Source organism: Variovorax sp. GW821-FHT09D05 (assembly GCF_059416325.1).
This window is the reverse complement of record NZ_JBWKOZ010000010.1, coordinates 280,452-295,069: the sequence shown is the minus strand read 5'-3', so window position 1 is coordinate 295,069 and position 14,618 is coordinate 280,452. Positions and strand designations below refer to the sequence as shown.

14 protein-coding genes and 1 pseudogene are annotated in these 14,618 nt (G+C 66.2%); 6 read left to right on the top strand and 9 right to left on the bottom strand.

From position 1 onward, the window contains the following. Positions 1 to 64 precede the first annotated feature (64 nt). Genes AC07O3_RS26800 through AC07O3_RS26780 form a run of 5 tightly spaced genes read left to right on the top strand, consistent with a single transcriptional unit; the run spans position 65 to position 6,243 of the window. Positions 65 to 1,912: an AMP-binding protein gene (locus tag AC07O3_RS26800; RefSeq protein WP_093178871.1), complete on the top strand. Its 1,848-nt coding sequence runs from the start codon at positions 65 to 67 to the stop codon at positions 1,910 to 1,912. Then, positions 1,906 to 3,144, top strand: a complete 1,239-nt coding sequence (locus AC07O3_RS26795; RefSeq protein WP_495340722.1) for a multidrug effflux MFS transporter — start codon at positions 1,906 to 1,908, stop codon at positions 3,142 to 3,144. Before AC07O3_RS26800 ends, AC07O3_RS26795 begins: the two co-directional genes overlap by 7 nt. An 11-nt stretch (positions 3,145 to 3,155) precedes the next feature. Next, entirely contained in the window at positions 3,156 to 4,010 is an 855-nt protein-coding gene (locus tag AC07O3_RS26790; RefSeq protein WP_143047805.1) for a hypothetical protein, read from the top strand. Next, positions 4,007 to 5,089, top strand: a complete 1,083-nt coding sequence (locus AC07O3_RS26785) for a GNAT family N-acetyltransferase (protein ID WP_093178868.1) — start codon at positions 4,007 to 4,009, stop codon at positions 5,087 to 5,089. Before AC07O3_RS26790 ends, AC07O3_RS26785 begins: the two co-directional genes overlap by 4 nt. 20 nt (positions 5,090 to 5,109) lie before the next feature. Then, the gene (locus AC07O3_RS26780; RefSeq protein ID WP_093178866.1) at positions 5,110 to 6,243 is read left to right on the top strand and encodes a sterol desaturase family protein; all 1,134 of its coding nucleotides are present in this window, start codon (positions 5,110 to 5,112) and stop codon (positions 6,241 to 6,243) included. A 173-nt stretch (positions 6,244 to 6,416) separates the two neighbouring features. Here the strand turns inward: AC07O3_RS26780 and AC07O3_RS26775 are convergent, their stop codons facing one another. Then, entirely contained in the window at positions 6,417 to 7,754 is a 1,338-nt protein-coding gene (locus tag AC07O3_RS26775) for a type II toxin-antitoxin system HipA family toxin (RefSeq protein WP_093178865.1), read from the bottom strand. A 1-nt stretch (position 7,755) separates the two neighbouring features. Next, a complete protein-coding gene (locus tag AC07O3_RS26770) occupies positions 7,756 to 8,019 on the bottom strand; it encodes a helix-turn-helix domain-containing protein (RefSeq protein WP_093178864.1) in 264 nt (87 codons plus the stop codon). Positions 8,020 to 8,213: 194 nt separating this feature from the next. On the opposite strand from AC07O3_RS26770, the gene AC07O3_RS26765 reads away from it, so the two are divergent. Further along, positions 8,214 to 8,501, top strand: a complete 288-nt coding sequence (locus AC07O3_RS26765) for a hypothetical protein (RefSeq protein ID WP_143047804.1) — start codon at positions 8,214 to 8,216, stop codon at positions 8,499 to 8,501. Between the two features lie 438 nt (positions 8,502 to 8,939). Here the strand turns inward: AC07O3_RS26765 and AC07O3_RS26760 are convergent. The 7 genes and pseudogenes from AC07O3_RS26760 to AC07O3_RS26730 all read right to left on the bottom strand — a co-directional run. Further along, positions 8,940 to 9,366: pseudogene (locus AC07O3_RS26760) on the bottom strand (IS66 family transposase); the annotation flags it as partial. Positions 9,367 to 9,885: 519 nt separating this feature from the next. Further along, positions 9,886 to 10,209 (bottom strand): gamma-butyrobetaine hydroxylase-like domain-containing protein, encoded by a 324-nt coding sequence (locus AC07O3_RS26755; protein ID WP_093178861.1) that lies wholly within the window; start codon positions 10,207 to 10,209, stop codon positions 9,886 to 9,888. Continuing rightward, positions 10,199 to 11,206: a HEAT repeat domain-containing protein gene (locus tag AC07O3_RS26750; RefSeq protein WP_093178859.1), complete on the bottom strand. Its 1,008-nt coding sequence runs from the start codon at positions 11,204 to 11,206 to the stop codon at positions 10,199 to 10,201. Before AC07O3_RS26750 ends, AC07O3_RS26755 begins: the two co-directional genes overlap by 11 nt. A gap of 8 nt (positions 11,207 to 11,214) precedes the next feature. Then, positions 11,215 to 12,063, bottom strand: coding sequence for an ABC transporter ATP-binding protein (locus AC07O3_RS26745; protein WP_093178858.1), 849 nt, complete (start codon positions 12,061 to 12,063; stop codon positions 11,215 to 11,217). Next, the gene (locus AC07O3_RS26740) at positions 12,060 to 12,869 is read right to left on the bottom strand and encodes an ABC transporter permease (protein WP_093178856.1); all 810 of its coding nucleotides are present in this window, start codon (positions 12,867 to 12,869) and stop codon (positions 12,060 to 12,062) included. Before AC07O3_RS26740 ends, AC07O3_RS26745 begins: the two co-directional genes overlap by 4 nt. Before the next feature lie 32 nt (positions 12,870 to 12,901). Continuing rightward, positions 12,902 to 14,317 (bottom strand): ABC transporter substrate-binding protein, encoded by a 1,416-nt coding sequence (locus AC07O3_RS26735; protein WP_495340721.1) that lies wholly within the window; start codon positions 14,315 to 14,317, stop codon positions 12,902 to 12,904. Between the two features lie 44 nt (positions 14,318 to 14,361). Continuing rightward, the gene (locus AC07O3_RS26730) at positions 14,362 to 14,595 is read right to left on the bottom strand and encodes a 4Fe-4S dicluster domain-containing protein (protein WP_018904228.1); all 234 of its coding nucleotides are present in this window, start codon (positions 14,593 to 14,595) and stop codon (positions 14,362 to 14,364) included. Positions 14,596 to 14,618 lie beyond the last annotated feature (23 nt).

The window sequence follows — 14,618 nt, the reverse complement described above, 5'->3', positions numbered from 1 at the left end:
CATTTGCTTTGACGTAAAAACGCGCGCTGACATCGGACCGTTCCGATCAAGGAGGGATGGAATCATGAGTTCGCCACGCCTCGCGCCTGCGGCCACGGTGATGACGCATCACCGTGCGGGCGACGTGTTCTATGCGACCCAGCAGCCGTTGCGGCCGCATCCGCAGACGCTGCTGGACCATCTCGACAGATGGGCATGCGATGCACCCGATCGCGTGTTCCTGGCGCAGCGTGAGGGTGAGGAATGGCGCACCTTGCGCTACGCCGCGGCGCGCGACAACGTGCATGCCATCGCGCGGATGCTGCTGCAAGGCGATGCGCCCATCGGCACCACGCTGCTTCTGATCGAGGGGAACTCGATCGCGCATGCGCTGCTGTCGCTCGCGGCAATGGCCATCGGCGTGATCGTGGTTCCGCTGTCGCCGGTGCACCTGCACAGCGCGCAGGGGCTTGCGCGCATCGAGGGCATTGCGCAGCGCGTGCGGCCCGGCTTTGCGTACGTGGCCGATGCAACGGTGCCCCGTCCGTCGCTCGGTGAAGTCGATGCGTGCAGGTGGCTCTCGCCGGGCATGCTTGCTGGTGCCGCGACACAGGCCGTTGCCAAGGAATCGCATGCGCGCCTGTGCGAACGCAGGGCACGGATCGGTGGCGACACGCTGGCGAAGTTTCTTCTCACCTCCGGCTCCACGGGGTTGCCCAAGATTGTGATCCACACGCAGCGCATGCTCTGCGCGCAACAGCAGCAGATGGCGCAGCTCTGGCAGTTTCTCGAAGACAGGCCACCCGTCTTGTGCGATTGGCTGCCGTGGAACCACACCTCGGGCGGCAACAACAGCTTCAACATGACGCTGCGCAACGGCGGCACGCTGTTCATCGACGAAGGCCGCCCGACGTTGAAAGACATCGGGCAAAGCGTGCGCAACCTGCGCGAGGTGTCGCCCACCTGGTACACGAACGTGCCGCTGGGCTATGCGGTGCTGCTGCCGTATCTCGAAGCCGATGCGTCTTTCGCCGACGCCTTCTTCCGCCGGCTCGACCTGCTGGTGTACGGCGGCGCGCCATTGGCCGCCGATCTCTGGCGGCGCATGGATGCGCTGTGCCGCCGCAGCACCGGGCACGCCGCGCGCTGGGCGAGCGGATGGGGGCTGACGGAGACGACCTCGACCTCGGCCGTCACGCATTTCGAGACGGCCGGCACCGGCGAGATCGGCGTGCCGCTGCCAGGCATGAGCTTCCGGCTGTCGCCGCGGCGAGGCCTCTATGCCGTGGCGGTGAAGGGACCCAACGTCACGCCGGGCTATCTCGGCGACGAGAAGCGAACGCGCGAGGCGTTTGACGACGAAGGCTTCTTCCACACCGGCGACCTGGTCTCCTTCGTCGACCCCGCCAACCCCGACGCGGGCCTGCGCTACGAAGGCCGTTCGAGCGACGAGTTCAAGCTCGGCAGCGGCATCTGGGTGGTGCCGGGGCGCATCAGGGCCGACCTGCTTTCGCACACCGGCCCGCTGGTGCAGGACGTCGTGGTGGCTGGACTCGGCAGGCTGCGGCTGGTCGCCTTTCTCTGGCTCAACGCCGAACTGGTGCGGCGGGATTTCGAGGGCCTGACCGATGACGATGCCCAGGGCATGGGCAGCGGGGCGCTGCTGCGTTTCCTCGAAGATGCCGTGGCTGCCTACAACGCGGTCCACACCGGCTCGAGCGAATCGATCGCGCGGGCCTGCGTGCTGCTAGAGCCGCCGAGCGCGGCCTTCGGCGAACTGACCGACAAGGGCACGATCAATCCACGCCGCTTTCTCTCGCGGCGCGCGGATCTTGTCGAGGCCCAGTACGTGCACGCGGCGCGGCAGCCGGGCGCCGTCGGACTCGCGGCAGGCGAGGCCCTGGCCCCGCTCCCCGTAGCTGCCGCATGCTGAAGCCCATTTCCACCATGCCGGGCGCCAAGGAGTTCATCGTGCTGGCCGCGGCCGTCATGTCGGTGAACGCAGTGGCGATCGATGCCTTGCTGCCGGCGCTGGCCGCCGTCGGCACCGCGGTGAATGCCGGTGAGGACAACCGCAGGCAGTGGCTGATCACTGCATACCTGATCGGCTTCGGTACGTCGCAGCTCGTCTACGGCACGCTGTCGGATCACTACGGCCGCAAGCCCTTGATGCTCGTGGGCCTCGCCATCTACGTGGCCTTTGCCGCGCTGAGCGTGCTGGCCGGAAGCTTCGGGACCGCCGTGGCCTTGCGTGTGTTGCAAGGATGCGGCGGCGGGGTGAGCGTGCTTGCGCTATCGATCATCCGCGACCGCCATTCGGGCGACGAGATGGTGCGCGTGATGTCTCTGGCCTTCATGCTCTTTCTCGGCATCCCGATCTTCGCGCCCTCGCTGGGGCACGCGATCCTGGTGCTGTCTTCGTGGCAATGGGTGTTCGCCGCGATCGCGCTCTTCGGCGCGCTGCTGCTGCCGTGGGTGGCGCTGCGCTTGCCCGAGACGCTGCCGCCTGAGCGGCGCATGCCGCTGTCGCCGCGGGCTGTGGCGCGGGCGATCGGCTACGTGCTGCGGCAGCGCGATTCGCTCGGCTACACGCTGGCGTCCACGGCGCTCGTGGGGGCGCTGTTCGGCATCGTCACATCGGGCCAGCAACTGTTCGCGAACGTGTTCCATGCGCCCGAGGCTTTTCCCGTGGTCTTCGGCACGGTCGCGACCTGCGTCGCGCTGGCCGCGCTGCTCAACGGACGCGTCGTGGGCCGCTTCGGCGCGCGGCGCACCTCGCACCTGGCGCTGATGGGCTACCTGCTGGTCGCATGCGTGCACGGCGCCGTGGCGTGGTCGGGGCTGGAGCGACCGTGGGTCTTCACGGCGCTGCAATCGGCGTTGATGTTCTGTTTCGGCCTGATGCTCGCGAACTTCGGCTCGCTCGCGATGGCGCGGCTCGCGCACATCGCGGGCACGGCCTCCGCGGTCCAGAGCCTGGTGATCAACGTGGCCGGCGCGCTGGTCGGCATCTTCATCGGGCAGCGCTTCGACGGTACGGCGGTGCCGATGACGCTGGGCTCGATCGCCTGCGGCTGCGCGGCACTGGCGATGGTGCTCATGGCCGAGCGCGGGCGCCTCTTCCAGCCGGTTGCGGCGCCGCTGCCGATGCGGGTGGCGGGATGAACGTTCCTTTCATGCCACCGACGTCCCGGGCCCTGCGGCCGCTCAACGTGGAGCCGGCGCTGCTGCAGGGCCTGCACGAACACATCGCTGCACTGAACGCGGCCGATGCCACGCTGCCTGGTCGCCCCGCCGTCGAGATTGCGCGCAACCGGGCGCAGGTGGCTTCGGCCGCGCGACTGATGGCGCAGGCTTTCGTGCACAACCAGGACAAGGGCTGGCTCGCATGGCTGCCGCCGTCGGAGGTCGCGCGCGTTCGCTCGGGCGACACCCGGCGGGCGCAGGAAAAGATCGCGCGCGTGATCGAGTACCTGTGCGCGGCCGCGGCCTTCGAGGGAGGGCTGGTGCTGCTCGAGTCCGCGGACGCGGCGGAGGAGTCGGATGCATCGGACGCGCGCGAAATCCGCGGTGCTTCGTTGTGGGGGCTTCCGCCGGCCGTGCCCGGCACCGAGCCGTGGTGGCACCTGGCGGCGTTCGGTGCGCCCGCCGCGCTGCGCAGTTACGGGCTGCTGCGCGCAGCGGCGGCCGCAGGGGCGGCGAACGCGTTGGTGCGGGCCTCGCAGCAGACGATGCACCGCCTTGGCTTGCCGGCTCGCTGCATCTACGCGCAGATGGGATGCGTCCGGCCGGCGCACCAGGGCCAACGCGTTTCGCGGCGCATGTTCGAGCCGTTTCGCCTGCTGGCGGACCGCTTCGACCTCGTGTACCGGCTGGAGAGCAGCAGCCCCGAGACGAACGACCAGCGCGTCTTCTCCAACTTCCGCTTCGAGAAGATCGGGGAACACCACTTCGGCACCTCGCGCTTCAACAGCGTCGGGCCCTACACGATCAATCTCATGGTCAGAAGGCCGGGGGCCGAGGCACCATGACCCTGATCTTTCATCCGGTCGATCCTTCCGACGAAGCTTTCCGCGCCCGCTGGAATGCGCGGGTGGCGGAGAACGAACTCTCGCTGGACTGCGAGTTCCTCCGGCTCCTGGCCGACACCGAGCCCGGGACCTCCTACCACTTCGTGCAGGCCATGGACCCGGCGGGGCAGGTGCGCGCACTGGCCTGCTATTCGGTTTCGGAGATGCGCGTGATGCGCTTCGTTCCGATGCGCGTGCTGGTGCTGGGCGGCACGGTCGCCGCGGGCAAGGCCTTCTGGTTCGACGCCGATGCCCTCGACTTCGCTTCGTTCCTGGCCGGCTTCGAGGCCTTCGTGAAGGCCCAGGTGCGTTGCGACATCCTCGTGCTCAAGGAGTTCTCGCCGGGCCGTGACGACGCGTCCATGCGCTCGATGACCGAGGCAGGCTTCATCGCGCAGATGTGCTACGACCGCAGCCGCCTTGCGCTGCCGCCGGACGGGCAGATGCAGAGCTTTCTCGATTCGCTGCCGTCCAAGAAGCGCAGGTACCTGCGCCAGGTCATGGCACAAGGCGAGACGGCCGCTCTCGAGGTCGCGGTGCACACGCGTTTCGACCATCTGGTCGAAGCGACCTATGCACTCTATCTCGCGGTGAACGCGCGGGCCAGCGAAGCGCGCACACCCGCATTGCCGCGCAGCTTCTTCGCGGCACTGGGGCAACTCGACGCCACACGGATGCTCACCGTCTCGCAAGGCACAAGGATGGTCGGATTCGGCCTGCTGATGCAGCGCGGCGCCAAGCTCAAGTGCATGGTGATCGGGCTCGACTACGAGGTGTCGAGGGAGCTTCAGCTCTGGTACCAGATCGTGGTTCGCGCGATCGAGCACGCCATGAACAGCGGCTGCACCAGCGTCGACCTGGGGTCGACCAACCACAGCATGAAGCGCAAGTTCGGCGCCGAGCACGAGGACATATGGATCGCCGTGCGCCACCGCAGCCGATGGGTCACGCGTCTGTTGGCTCCCCTGATCCGGCACACACTGGCTGCCATCTATCGGCCCTCGGGGAGGGGCCTGCCCACCGTCGACGATGCCAACTGAGCACACCGAGAGGATGCGCCATGTACCGCACGATCATCTATGCCATCCCGCTCTTTGCCGTGTTGATCGCCTGCGAATTTGCATGGGGCTGCATCCGGCGGCGCAACACCTACCGGCTCAACGACTTCATCAGCAACCTGAGCCACGGCCTGCTGAGCCAGGTGGTGGCCGTCTGCACGCCGTTCTTCCAGATCGGCTTCTACACGATGATCTTTCCGTTCACGTCGCATTGGTCGAACCAGGACTTCTGGAACAGTTGGGCCGGCCTGTTGTGCGCGGTGATCCTGTTCGACTTCTGCAACTACTGGGTGCACCGTGCCGGCCACGAGTGCGCCGTGTTCTGGGCCGCGCATGCCGTGCATCACCAGAGCCAGGATTTCAACTTGTCGATCGCCCTGCGGCAGGGCAGCGCCGTGGGATTGCTCGGATGGATCTTCTTTCTCCCGATGGCGCTCATCGGCGTGCCTCCGGAGCGGTTCGGCATCGCGGCGCTGGTGTTGGTGCTCTACGGGTACTGGGTGCACACCGAGCACATTGGCAAGCTCGGCTGGTTCGACCATGTGTTCTCCTCGCCGTCGAACCACCGCGTGCATCACGCCATCAACGCCGGGTACCTGGACCGCAACTACGGCGCCTTGCTGGTGGTGTGGGACAAGCTCTTCGGGACCTTTGCCGAGGAGCGAGAGCCGTGCGTCTACGGCACCCTCAAGCCACTCGACAGCTGGAACCCGCTGCATGCTCTCCTGGACACCTACATCTCCCTGGCTCGCACCGCATGGCACACACGAAGGTGGAGCGACAAGTTGCGCGTGTGGGTGAAGCCGCCGGGGTGGCAACCGGCCGATGTTGCACCGAGGTTCCTCGTACGGATTCAGGCGATTGAGACGGTCAAGCGCTATGACCCCGCACTCACGCCTGTCCAGCAATGGACGGCCATCGGCCAACTCGTGCTCTGGCTCGTGGCCATTCTTGTATTCCTGTGGCACGCGAAGGCCTCGTCGTTCGGGCTCAATGCGACGATGCTCGGCCTGACCATCGCGGGACTTTGGATCACTGGCGCGGTGCTGGAGTCTGCCGTTCGTGTCCGCTGGGCATGGTGCCTGCAGGCGATGTTGTTGGGCCTGATTGCTGCTTGTGTGGCAGGGCGGTGGTAGAGACGGACGGCACATCGACGAAGGCCTACGGATAGCCCCCCAAAAACACATGACCTCGACGCCCATGCCCATCCCTCGATGAGGGTGTCACCTTGCCGAAGCCCGCAAGTATTTCGGAGTTTCAGAAATACAGCACCCGGGAAGGCTTGAAGCGGCAGGATCCGACATCAAGCTCAAGTTGAGGGCATGCCTTCGAGCGCATCCACCGCTGCTTGCAGTCCACCCAGCACGCGCTCGGCCACCCGTGGCGAAAAATCCTTCGGCAATTGCGCCTTCACGTCGTTGATCGCAACGGGCGTGCGTTCAATCACCTGCTGGATGATGGCCTCGGCGTCGCGGGCATACCCCACCTGCTGGGCGGTGCTGTTGAAGTGCCGGCGCTGTATGGCAGTCATGGCGTAGTGCTTGTTCTTGCCAAGAAGCGCCATGGCCATCTTGACTTCACGTGGCGCCCATTGATTGGGTCCCTTGCCGAGGATAGGGTAGGCCGACATCACGTCATACATCCTCGTCAGCCGGTAGCCGCCGCCGGCAAGCAGATGGATGCTGAAGTTTTTCGCGTGTCCGTCCGGTGCGCGCAGCAGCCAGAACAACACTTGCGAGGTCATCAAGGTTCGCATGTCATCCGCCGCACTCACGGACTGCTGCAGCAGCGAAAAGAGCTTGGACAGGCCGGGGCCCCCCTCATTTTCGTACTTCACCAAGGGCGAGGTCCCGGTGGCCTGGCAGAAGTCCTCCTGCGGCAATCGCAGGAGGCGTCCGTTCGAAAGGCGCCTGTCGAAGCGTTCGACCACGAGGACACGTTGTTTGCCGAACGAAGCGATGGTCGCGTCTGCCGTGGGCAGCCCATAGGCGTGCAACAGCTTCAGACACAGCCACTCGTTGTCCACGGAGGTGGAGAAGTCGGCCTGGCGCCCGCCAATCAGACCCAGGGGAAGCTTGAAGATGTGGGTGGTGGGCGTGGTGCCCCGAGGCTTGTGCCAGGTGCCGTTCCACCACAGGTAGGCGTCCTTTTCCTGCGCGCCGGCCAGCGAAATGCGAAAGTCGTCGTCCGGGTCGACCGCGGCGTCGAGCTTGTCGGGGCTGACGACACTCAGCAGGTGCCGCTCGATGGACTGGTCGTCGACCGGCACTGCTTCCACTTGGTCGACAGCCCTTGGCGCCTCGGCCTCATCGAGCAGCTGAATGGCGCCCACGCAGTCGCGCCCGATGGCGCGCAGAAGGTCGAAGGCGTCTACCGAGCCCGTCTTGAAACGCGTCGCCACGCGCTTGCGAATGGCATTGCTGTCGGGCAGCAGGTTGTCGAAGTAGTGCGCGACGGCGGCGCCCTTGATGGGCTCGTTGTGTGGGTTGAATGGCAGGGACAGGGACAACGGACGGCCCAGGGCCGAGCGAACCCAGGCCTCGTCGTAGTGAAGCTCCATGTCGCCGCGCGCGGGGATCGTCCAGCGGCCGACGTGCTCGCCGTTGGACCAGAGGCCGAGGGACTGGCTGTGCGATCGACGACCCATCTCACCACTCCGTCGTGCGTGGCTTGGCTGCCGGCGCGCCACGCGCGCCCAGCTTCAGCTCCAGGCCAAGCGCCGAGCACCAGGTCAGCAGTTGCTTGATGCTCAACTCGTCGGGATGAAGCTCGAGGTAGGAAACCCGGTTCTGGCTGAGGTTCAATCTGGTGCCAATGGCAGCTTGGTTCAGCTTCAGTCGCTTGCGCGTGCTGCGCAGCAATTGCCCCAGTTGATCGCCGGATACCAGAGGTTGGGCAGGAAGTGCATCCATGACTTAGCTGTATTTATGCTATTTGTAATTTAGCACTAATGCGGCTAAATGTCAAATAGCTGAATTTAGGCTAAAATCCATCTGCCACGGCCGCAAGCTCACGAGCGATCCAGCCATCCGGGATTTTCCGCGGATGTTGTATCAACATGTTGCATGCATTCGGCACTCCTTAAAAACAAAGGAGGAGCCCGGCCATGAAACAAGCGCGACTCGCACGCTGGCTCGCAGGAATGGCCATCGCGACGGCGGCGATGAGCCACGCGTGTGCCCTGGAGGTGCTGGTGGCACAAGTGGCGCCCATTCGCGGGTTGGAAGCCAAGCAGGGCGCGGGCTACGCCGCCGGCATGCGTCTAGCGTCCGAGGCTGCGAACCGCCGGGGCGGCGTGAACGGCCACACCTTCGCACTGGCGACGTCGATGCTCAACAATCCAAGAAAGCTCGCCACGGTCATGCTCAGCATTGAGGGTGTGACATCACCATAGCAATCCTGCTCCAGCAGAAACGACATCAGGTGTTCATATCTCAGAACGATAAGAAACGCCCCCATCAAGAGGCCAATTGCCAACAATATCGAAATGACCGCAGACAGAACGGCGTGGGCAAGGTGGCTTGGCCAGCTCCCGGAAAACGGAAGGCACCAACAGGACACCCCCAGCCACCCGGTGGACCCCAGGATCAATAAAGGAGTGGTCAGGAGGTAAACGAAGTCTTGAGTGGGGCCGCACACGGGTCCGGGGATTGGGTGACGCTACCCAGCAGGAACAGATAACAGGCGAATAGCGCTGCGGCGCATAAGGGCTTAGTGAGCATGGCCAATACGACAGTGGTGCAATGATTGCAATTCGTGCGAGAACGAGAGATGTGCTGCATCAGCGCAGCGCAACTCTGCAAGAGTTGCAATCATCGATTTTTTAAAGCCGTCAACTGCCCGTGCCAAGCAACTCGATGCTCCAGAGCAGCAGGGCCTCGTAGTCGTTGGCTGATTGCGCGAGCGGCAGCTTCTTGAACAGGGCTACAAGGTATCGGTACGGCTCAATGCCGTTGGCCTTGGTGGTCTCGATGAGCGAATAAAGAATTGGCACTGGTGTTCGCGCCGCCCACGGTGTCAGCGAACAACCACGACCTTCTTCCGACGACGAAGGGCTGAATCGCGTTCTCCACAGGATTGGAGTCCCGTGGCCAAGCGCTGTTGTCTAGGAACCGAACGAGTTTGGGCCACTGCCCGTGCAGGTAGTGCAGTGCTTCGCCCCGCAGGCTCGATGGCGCGACGCTGCGCAGGTGCGTGAGCAGTTGCCGCTCGATCTCGCGCACAACGGCGGCGCTGTAGCGCGAACGCAGCCGCAGCCGCAGCCGCAGCCGCAGCCGGCGCGCAAGCATGCAATCCCTGGCTTCTACATGGCGAGCAGTCATTCACTCTATGCGCTCCACGTCGAAGCTCACGGCGCCGTCTGAGGCGCCCCCGCGGCAATCGACGGATGGGCGTCTAGCGATTTGGCATGCAGCAGCTTGAAAGTGCCACCTTGCGCCGCCGGGGACCCGGCTTAATGCCGCTGTTGCGAGGGTCTTGCCCGATGTCGCCGGCGAACCACCGAAAGATGTTGGCCCGATTTCTCCACCCGTCGCTGAATCGCACAAAGAGAAAGCCCCGCTCTGCGTTGCCGAGCGCGTCGACCGGTATGCCGGCAGCGCGCAAGGCCGTGATCTCGGCGTCGGTATTTATGCCGGATGGCAGTTTCAAAGTAATCGTCGCGCTGTGGATTGGGTGCCTAGGCATCGCTTCGCTTCCGTCAAACTTCCCGGAGGCGCAGTTGACCTGAAGAGAGCTTCTTCGGGGATCCCACATTTATAGGATGCGCAAGCGACAGCCTATTGGACGGCTCGCAATGACACCCCCCGCTCCAGCAGTTCTCTCAGAAAGGCCCAGGGAAAAATTCCCCTGTCATGCCCGTCGCTGAACACGAATTGAACGCCGTAGGCGCCGACCGGAAGGATGTTCGTCACGCTTGGTCCGGTAGCGGGGTGCACGTCTTCAACGCTATCGGCGCGAGGGATCGCGCGCAGCGCCTTGCAGTCCGCGCAGGGGCAGTTCGACCGCAGCAGCTGGTAACCGGCGACATGCAGCGCACCGTCCGCCCAGCGGAACTCCAGCGCAGCGCGTGCGCGGTGATCGACGATGGACTCAGGCGCCATGCGAGGCTGCCGGACGGGCGCCGATCTGGGCGATGGCCAGCCGCACGGACTTGCGCACTTCGGGATCGGGATCATGGGACGCCTGTTCGAGGCCGGGCAGCGCAGTGGCGTCGCCGATCTCGCCCAGCGCCAGCGCGGCCTCCTTGCGAAGATTGCTGATGCTGTGGCCCAGCGCGGCAAGCAGCGGCGCGACGCTTTCGGTGCTGCGCAGCCGGCCCAGGCTGCGCGCCGCGCGCAGGCGGACCTGCCAGTAGGGGTCGTCGAGCGCTGCCAGCAGCGCCGTCGCTGCCGCGGGCTGCTGCAGTTTGCCGAGCGCGGTGGCGGCTTCTTCACGCACTTGCCAGCTCGCGTCGCGCAGCGCGGTTTCCAGCGCGCTGCGCGCGGCAGCGTCGCCAGCCGCGAATGCCAATGCACCCACGGCCGCGCGGCGCACTTCGTCCACCCGATCGGAAACTGCGAGCGTGGCCAATGCGGGCAGCGCGGCCGCATGCTTCAGATAGCCGAGCACGCCGATGGCCTCACGGCGCAGGGCGACGGCGTCGGTGGCGTCATCGGCGGAGCGTGCCTCCTGAAGCACCGCCAGCGCGGGCTCGGCACTGGCCGGCACGCGCAGCTCGCGCAGCGCACGCAGCACGGCGGCGCGCACACGCGCTGGCCCAGCCCCCGCGTGCGGCAGCAGCCAGGCGGCCGAAGTCGGTTCCTTCAGTTCGGCCAGGCTGTGAGCGGCGGCCTCGCGCACCTGTGCGTCAGGGTCGTCGAGCGCCTGGGCCAGCCCTTCGACTGCTGCCTGGTTCTCCATGGTTTCGAGCGCCAGCGCGGCGGCGGCGCGCACGGCGGGCGCGTCGTCGCGCAGCGCAGCGACCAGCAGCGGCGTGTGCGTTTCATCGGCCAGGTCGCCCAGGTCCATCACGGCGATGCGGCGCACTTCGGCGTCGGGCGAGTCCAGCCGTGCAGCAATGGCCTGCAGTTCGGGGTCGTCGAGGATCGAGGGGTTCATTCTTTTTTCTAGATGGCGAAACGCAGTTGCGCAGCGGTGGGCGCGCCGAGCGGCGTGAGGCGGTCCAGCGGCGCGCTGGCTGCTGCATGCGGATGCAGCAACTGCAGGCAGTGCCGCTTGAGCGCTGTGAATTCGGAAGAAGTGACCAGCGACGGATCGCGCGGCCGGGCGAAGTCCAGCGCGAACTCGGCGACGATGCGGCCCGGCCTCGGCCCCATCACGAGCACACGGTCGCCGAGGAACAGTGCCTCGTCGATGTCGTGCGTGATAAAGACGATGGTGGTGCGCACGCGCGCCCAGGCGTCGAGCAGCTGGCGCTGCATCATGAGCCGGGTCTGCGCGTCGAGCGCGCCGAAGGGCTCGTCCATCAGCATCACGCGTGGATGGTTGATGAGCACCCGCGCAATTTCCGCACGCTGCTGCATGCCGCCCGAGAGTTGCGACGGATAGAAGCCGGCGAAGTCGTCCAGGCCGACGAGCCGCAGCATCTCGTGCGCCCGCGCATGGCGTTCGCGACGGCCGACGCCCTGCATCTTCAGACCGAAGGCGACATTGTCCAGCACCTTCTTCCAGGGAAAGAGCGTGTGGTGCTGAAAGACCAGCCCGCGGTCCGGATGCGGCCCGCGCACCGGTTCGCCGTCCACGTGGATGACACCGCCCGCGGGCGTCAGGTGGCCGGCCAGCGCACCCAGCAGCGTCGACTTGCCGCAGCCCGAGGGGCCGAGCAGGCAGACGAACTCGCCGGGCTCCACATGCAGCGTGATGTCCTGCACCGCATCGAAGGCCTGTGCGCCCTGGCCCAGGCGCACCCGCAGGCCGTCGATGGCGATGCGGCCGGTTTGCACGTCGGCCTTCACGCTCTTTTCTCCTGCACCGAGCGCCAGGGCATCAGCGTCTGGCCGATCCACCGCACCAGCGCGCTGCTGCCCATGCCCAGCACGCCGATGAAGAGCATGCCGACCACGATGTCGGCGTAGTTCTGGATCGTGTACGACATCCACGTGTAGTAGCCGATGCCGAACTGGCCGGAAATCATCTCGGCCGTGACCAGGCAGAACCACGCCGTGCCCATGCCGATGGCCAGGCCGGTGACCACGCTCGGCAGGGCGCCCGGCAGGATCACCTCGCGGAACACCGCGAGACGGCCGGCGCCCAGGCTGCGTGCCGAGGCGACGAGGCGCGCATCCACCGCCTCCACGCCGTGCACGGTATTGAGCAGCACCGGAAACAGCGCACCGACGAAGGTGATGAACACCATCGATGCTTCCGACGACGGAAACATCAGGATGGCCAGCGGAATCCACGCCACGGCGGGAATCGGCCGCAGCACTTCGAGCGGCGGCAGCAGCGTGTCTTCGGCCCAGCGCGCGCGACCGATCGCCAGGCCAAGCGCCACGCCCAGCACGGCGGCCAGCCCGAAGCCGATGAACACGCGGCGCAGGCTCGCCGACAGATGCTGCAGGACCAGCGGCGATTGCACCAGGGACCAGGCGGACTCGGCCACCTCACGCGGCGGCGGCACATTCTGGAAAGTGATGAAGCCCAGGTTCATGCGCTGGTGCGTGGCGAGGTGCCACGCGAGCACGCAGACGAGCAACGCGGCGATGCGCCAGGTCGCACGCGGCAGGCCGGCGCGCAGCCTGGCGATGGTGGAGCTGGCCATGGCGGGGGCAGGGCTCGAAAAGTCGCGGGGCGTCAGCCGGCCAGCGCGGCGCGCACACCGGCAAAGTCCGCGACCTTGCCGCCGTTCTTCGCGGCCCAGCCCTCGGCCTGCTCCTTGAGCAGGAAGGCGTCGACCTCGCCCCTGGCGCCGAGCACGAACCACGCGTCGGCGGCGAGCAGCTTGTTGCCGCTGTTGCGGTCCTGCGCGTAGACCACGCGCGCCTTCTTGCCGGCCTTCTCCAGCTTCTGCAGATCGCCGAAGGCGCCCTCGGGCGAGGCGTAGTGCCGCACCAGCGGCTCGCCGGCCACCCAGATCTGGGCCACGCGGCTCACGTCGGCGATCGGCTTGCCCGTGGAAGCGTCCTTCGCCACCAGCGGTGCGCGCGCGTAGTTCTTCAGCTGCCTGTCGTAGTCCAGGCCTGCTTCCTTGAAGGCTGCACGGATGTAGCCGTCCTGCACGAAGGCCTCGGCGTCGATGTCGTTGTCGGTGCGCTTGAGCAGGCGCAGAGTCTCCAGCGATGTCTTCACCGCCTGGCGGTACTCGGGCTTCCAGCTCAGGTCGCGCGTCTGCAGGCCGAGCGGGCCGTGGAACAGGTAGTTCACCTCCGCCTCGATGCCGGTGACCTTGGCGATCAGCTCGCTGTACTTCTCGGGTTCCGCGGCCACGAGGCGGTCGGCCTCCAGCGCTGCACGCAGGTAGGCGGTGACGACCTCGGGGTACTTCTTCGCATACTCCTCGTCGACCAGGCTGCCGTGGAAAGTGGGCGCGTTCGCCTGCGAGCCGTCGTAGATCTTGCGGGCGAAGCCGCGGTACGGAAAGAGTTCGGCGAAGGGCACGAAGTCCGCATGCGCCTCGACCTTGCCGGCCTGCAGCGCGGGGCCGGCCACCTCGGGCGCCTGGGTCGTGATGTTCACGTCCTTCAGCGGGTCCCAGCCTTGTGCCTGGATGGCGCGCAGCAGCATGCCGTGCGAGGTCGAGGCGAAGGGCACCGAAATGGTCTTGCCCTTGAGCTCGGCCAGCGACTGCACCTTCGAATCCTTGGGCACGACGATGCCGTTGCCGCTGCCCGTGGTGCTGCCGGAGAGCACGGTGATGAAGATGCTCTTGCGCCCCGCCTTCTGGAAGGCCGCGCCGTTGAAGCTGCCCGGAAAGTCGGCCATCGAGCCGAGGTCGAGCTTGCCCGCGACCATCTCGTTGGTCAGCGGCGCGCCGGAGGTGAAGTTCTTCCACTCGATCTGGTATTGCGCGTCCTTGTACTTGCCGGTGCGCGGCAGGTACTTCTCGAGCAGCTTGAGCTCGCGGATCAGCAGGCCGCCGGTGGCGCAGTTGATGGTGGTGTCCTGCGTGCCGATGGCGATGCGGATGGTCTCGGCCTGCGCGGCGGCAGGCAATGCCAGCAGCAGGCCGAAGGCGGCGCCCCACAGGGCCAGTCTTCTCGTGGTCTTCATCGTGATTGCTCCGGTTGATTCACTTGAAAGGAGGCGGCCGCGGCTCAGCGCAGCAGGTAGGGGATGTCGACGGTGACCGCGCCGGTGGGGCAGTCCTTCTCGCAAGGCATGCAGTACCAGCATTCGTCGAACTTCATGTAGGCCTTGCCCTTGCTGAGGTCGATGGCGAGCACGTCGAGCGGGCAGACGTCCACGCAGACGGTGCATCCCTTGTGGGCGATGCACTTGTCCTCGTCCACGCGCACGGGCACGCTGGTGGGGTTGAAGGCGAGGGGCATGTGGGGTTCTCTTTTTTTGCAGG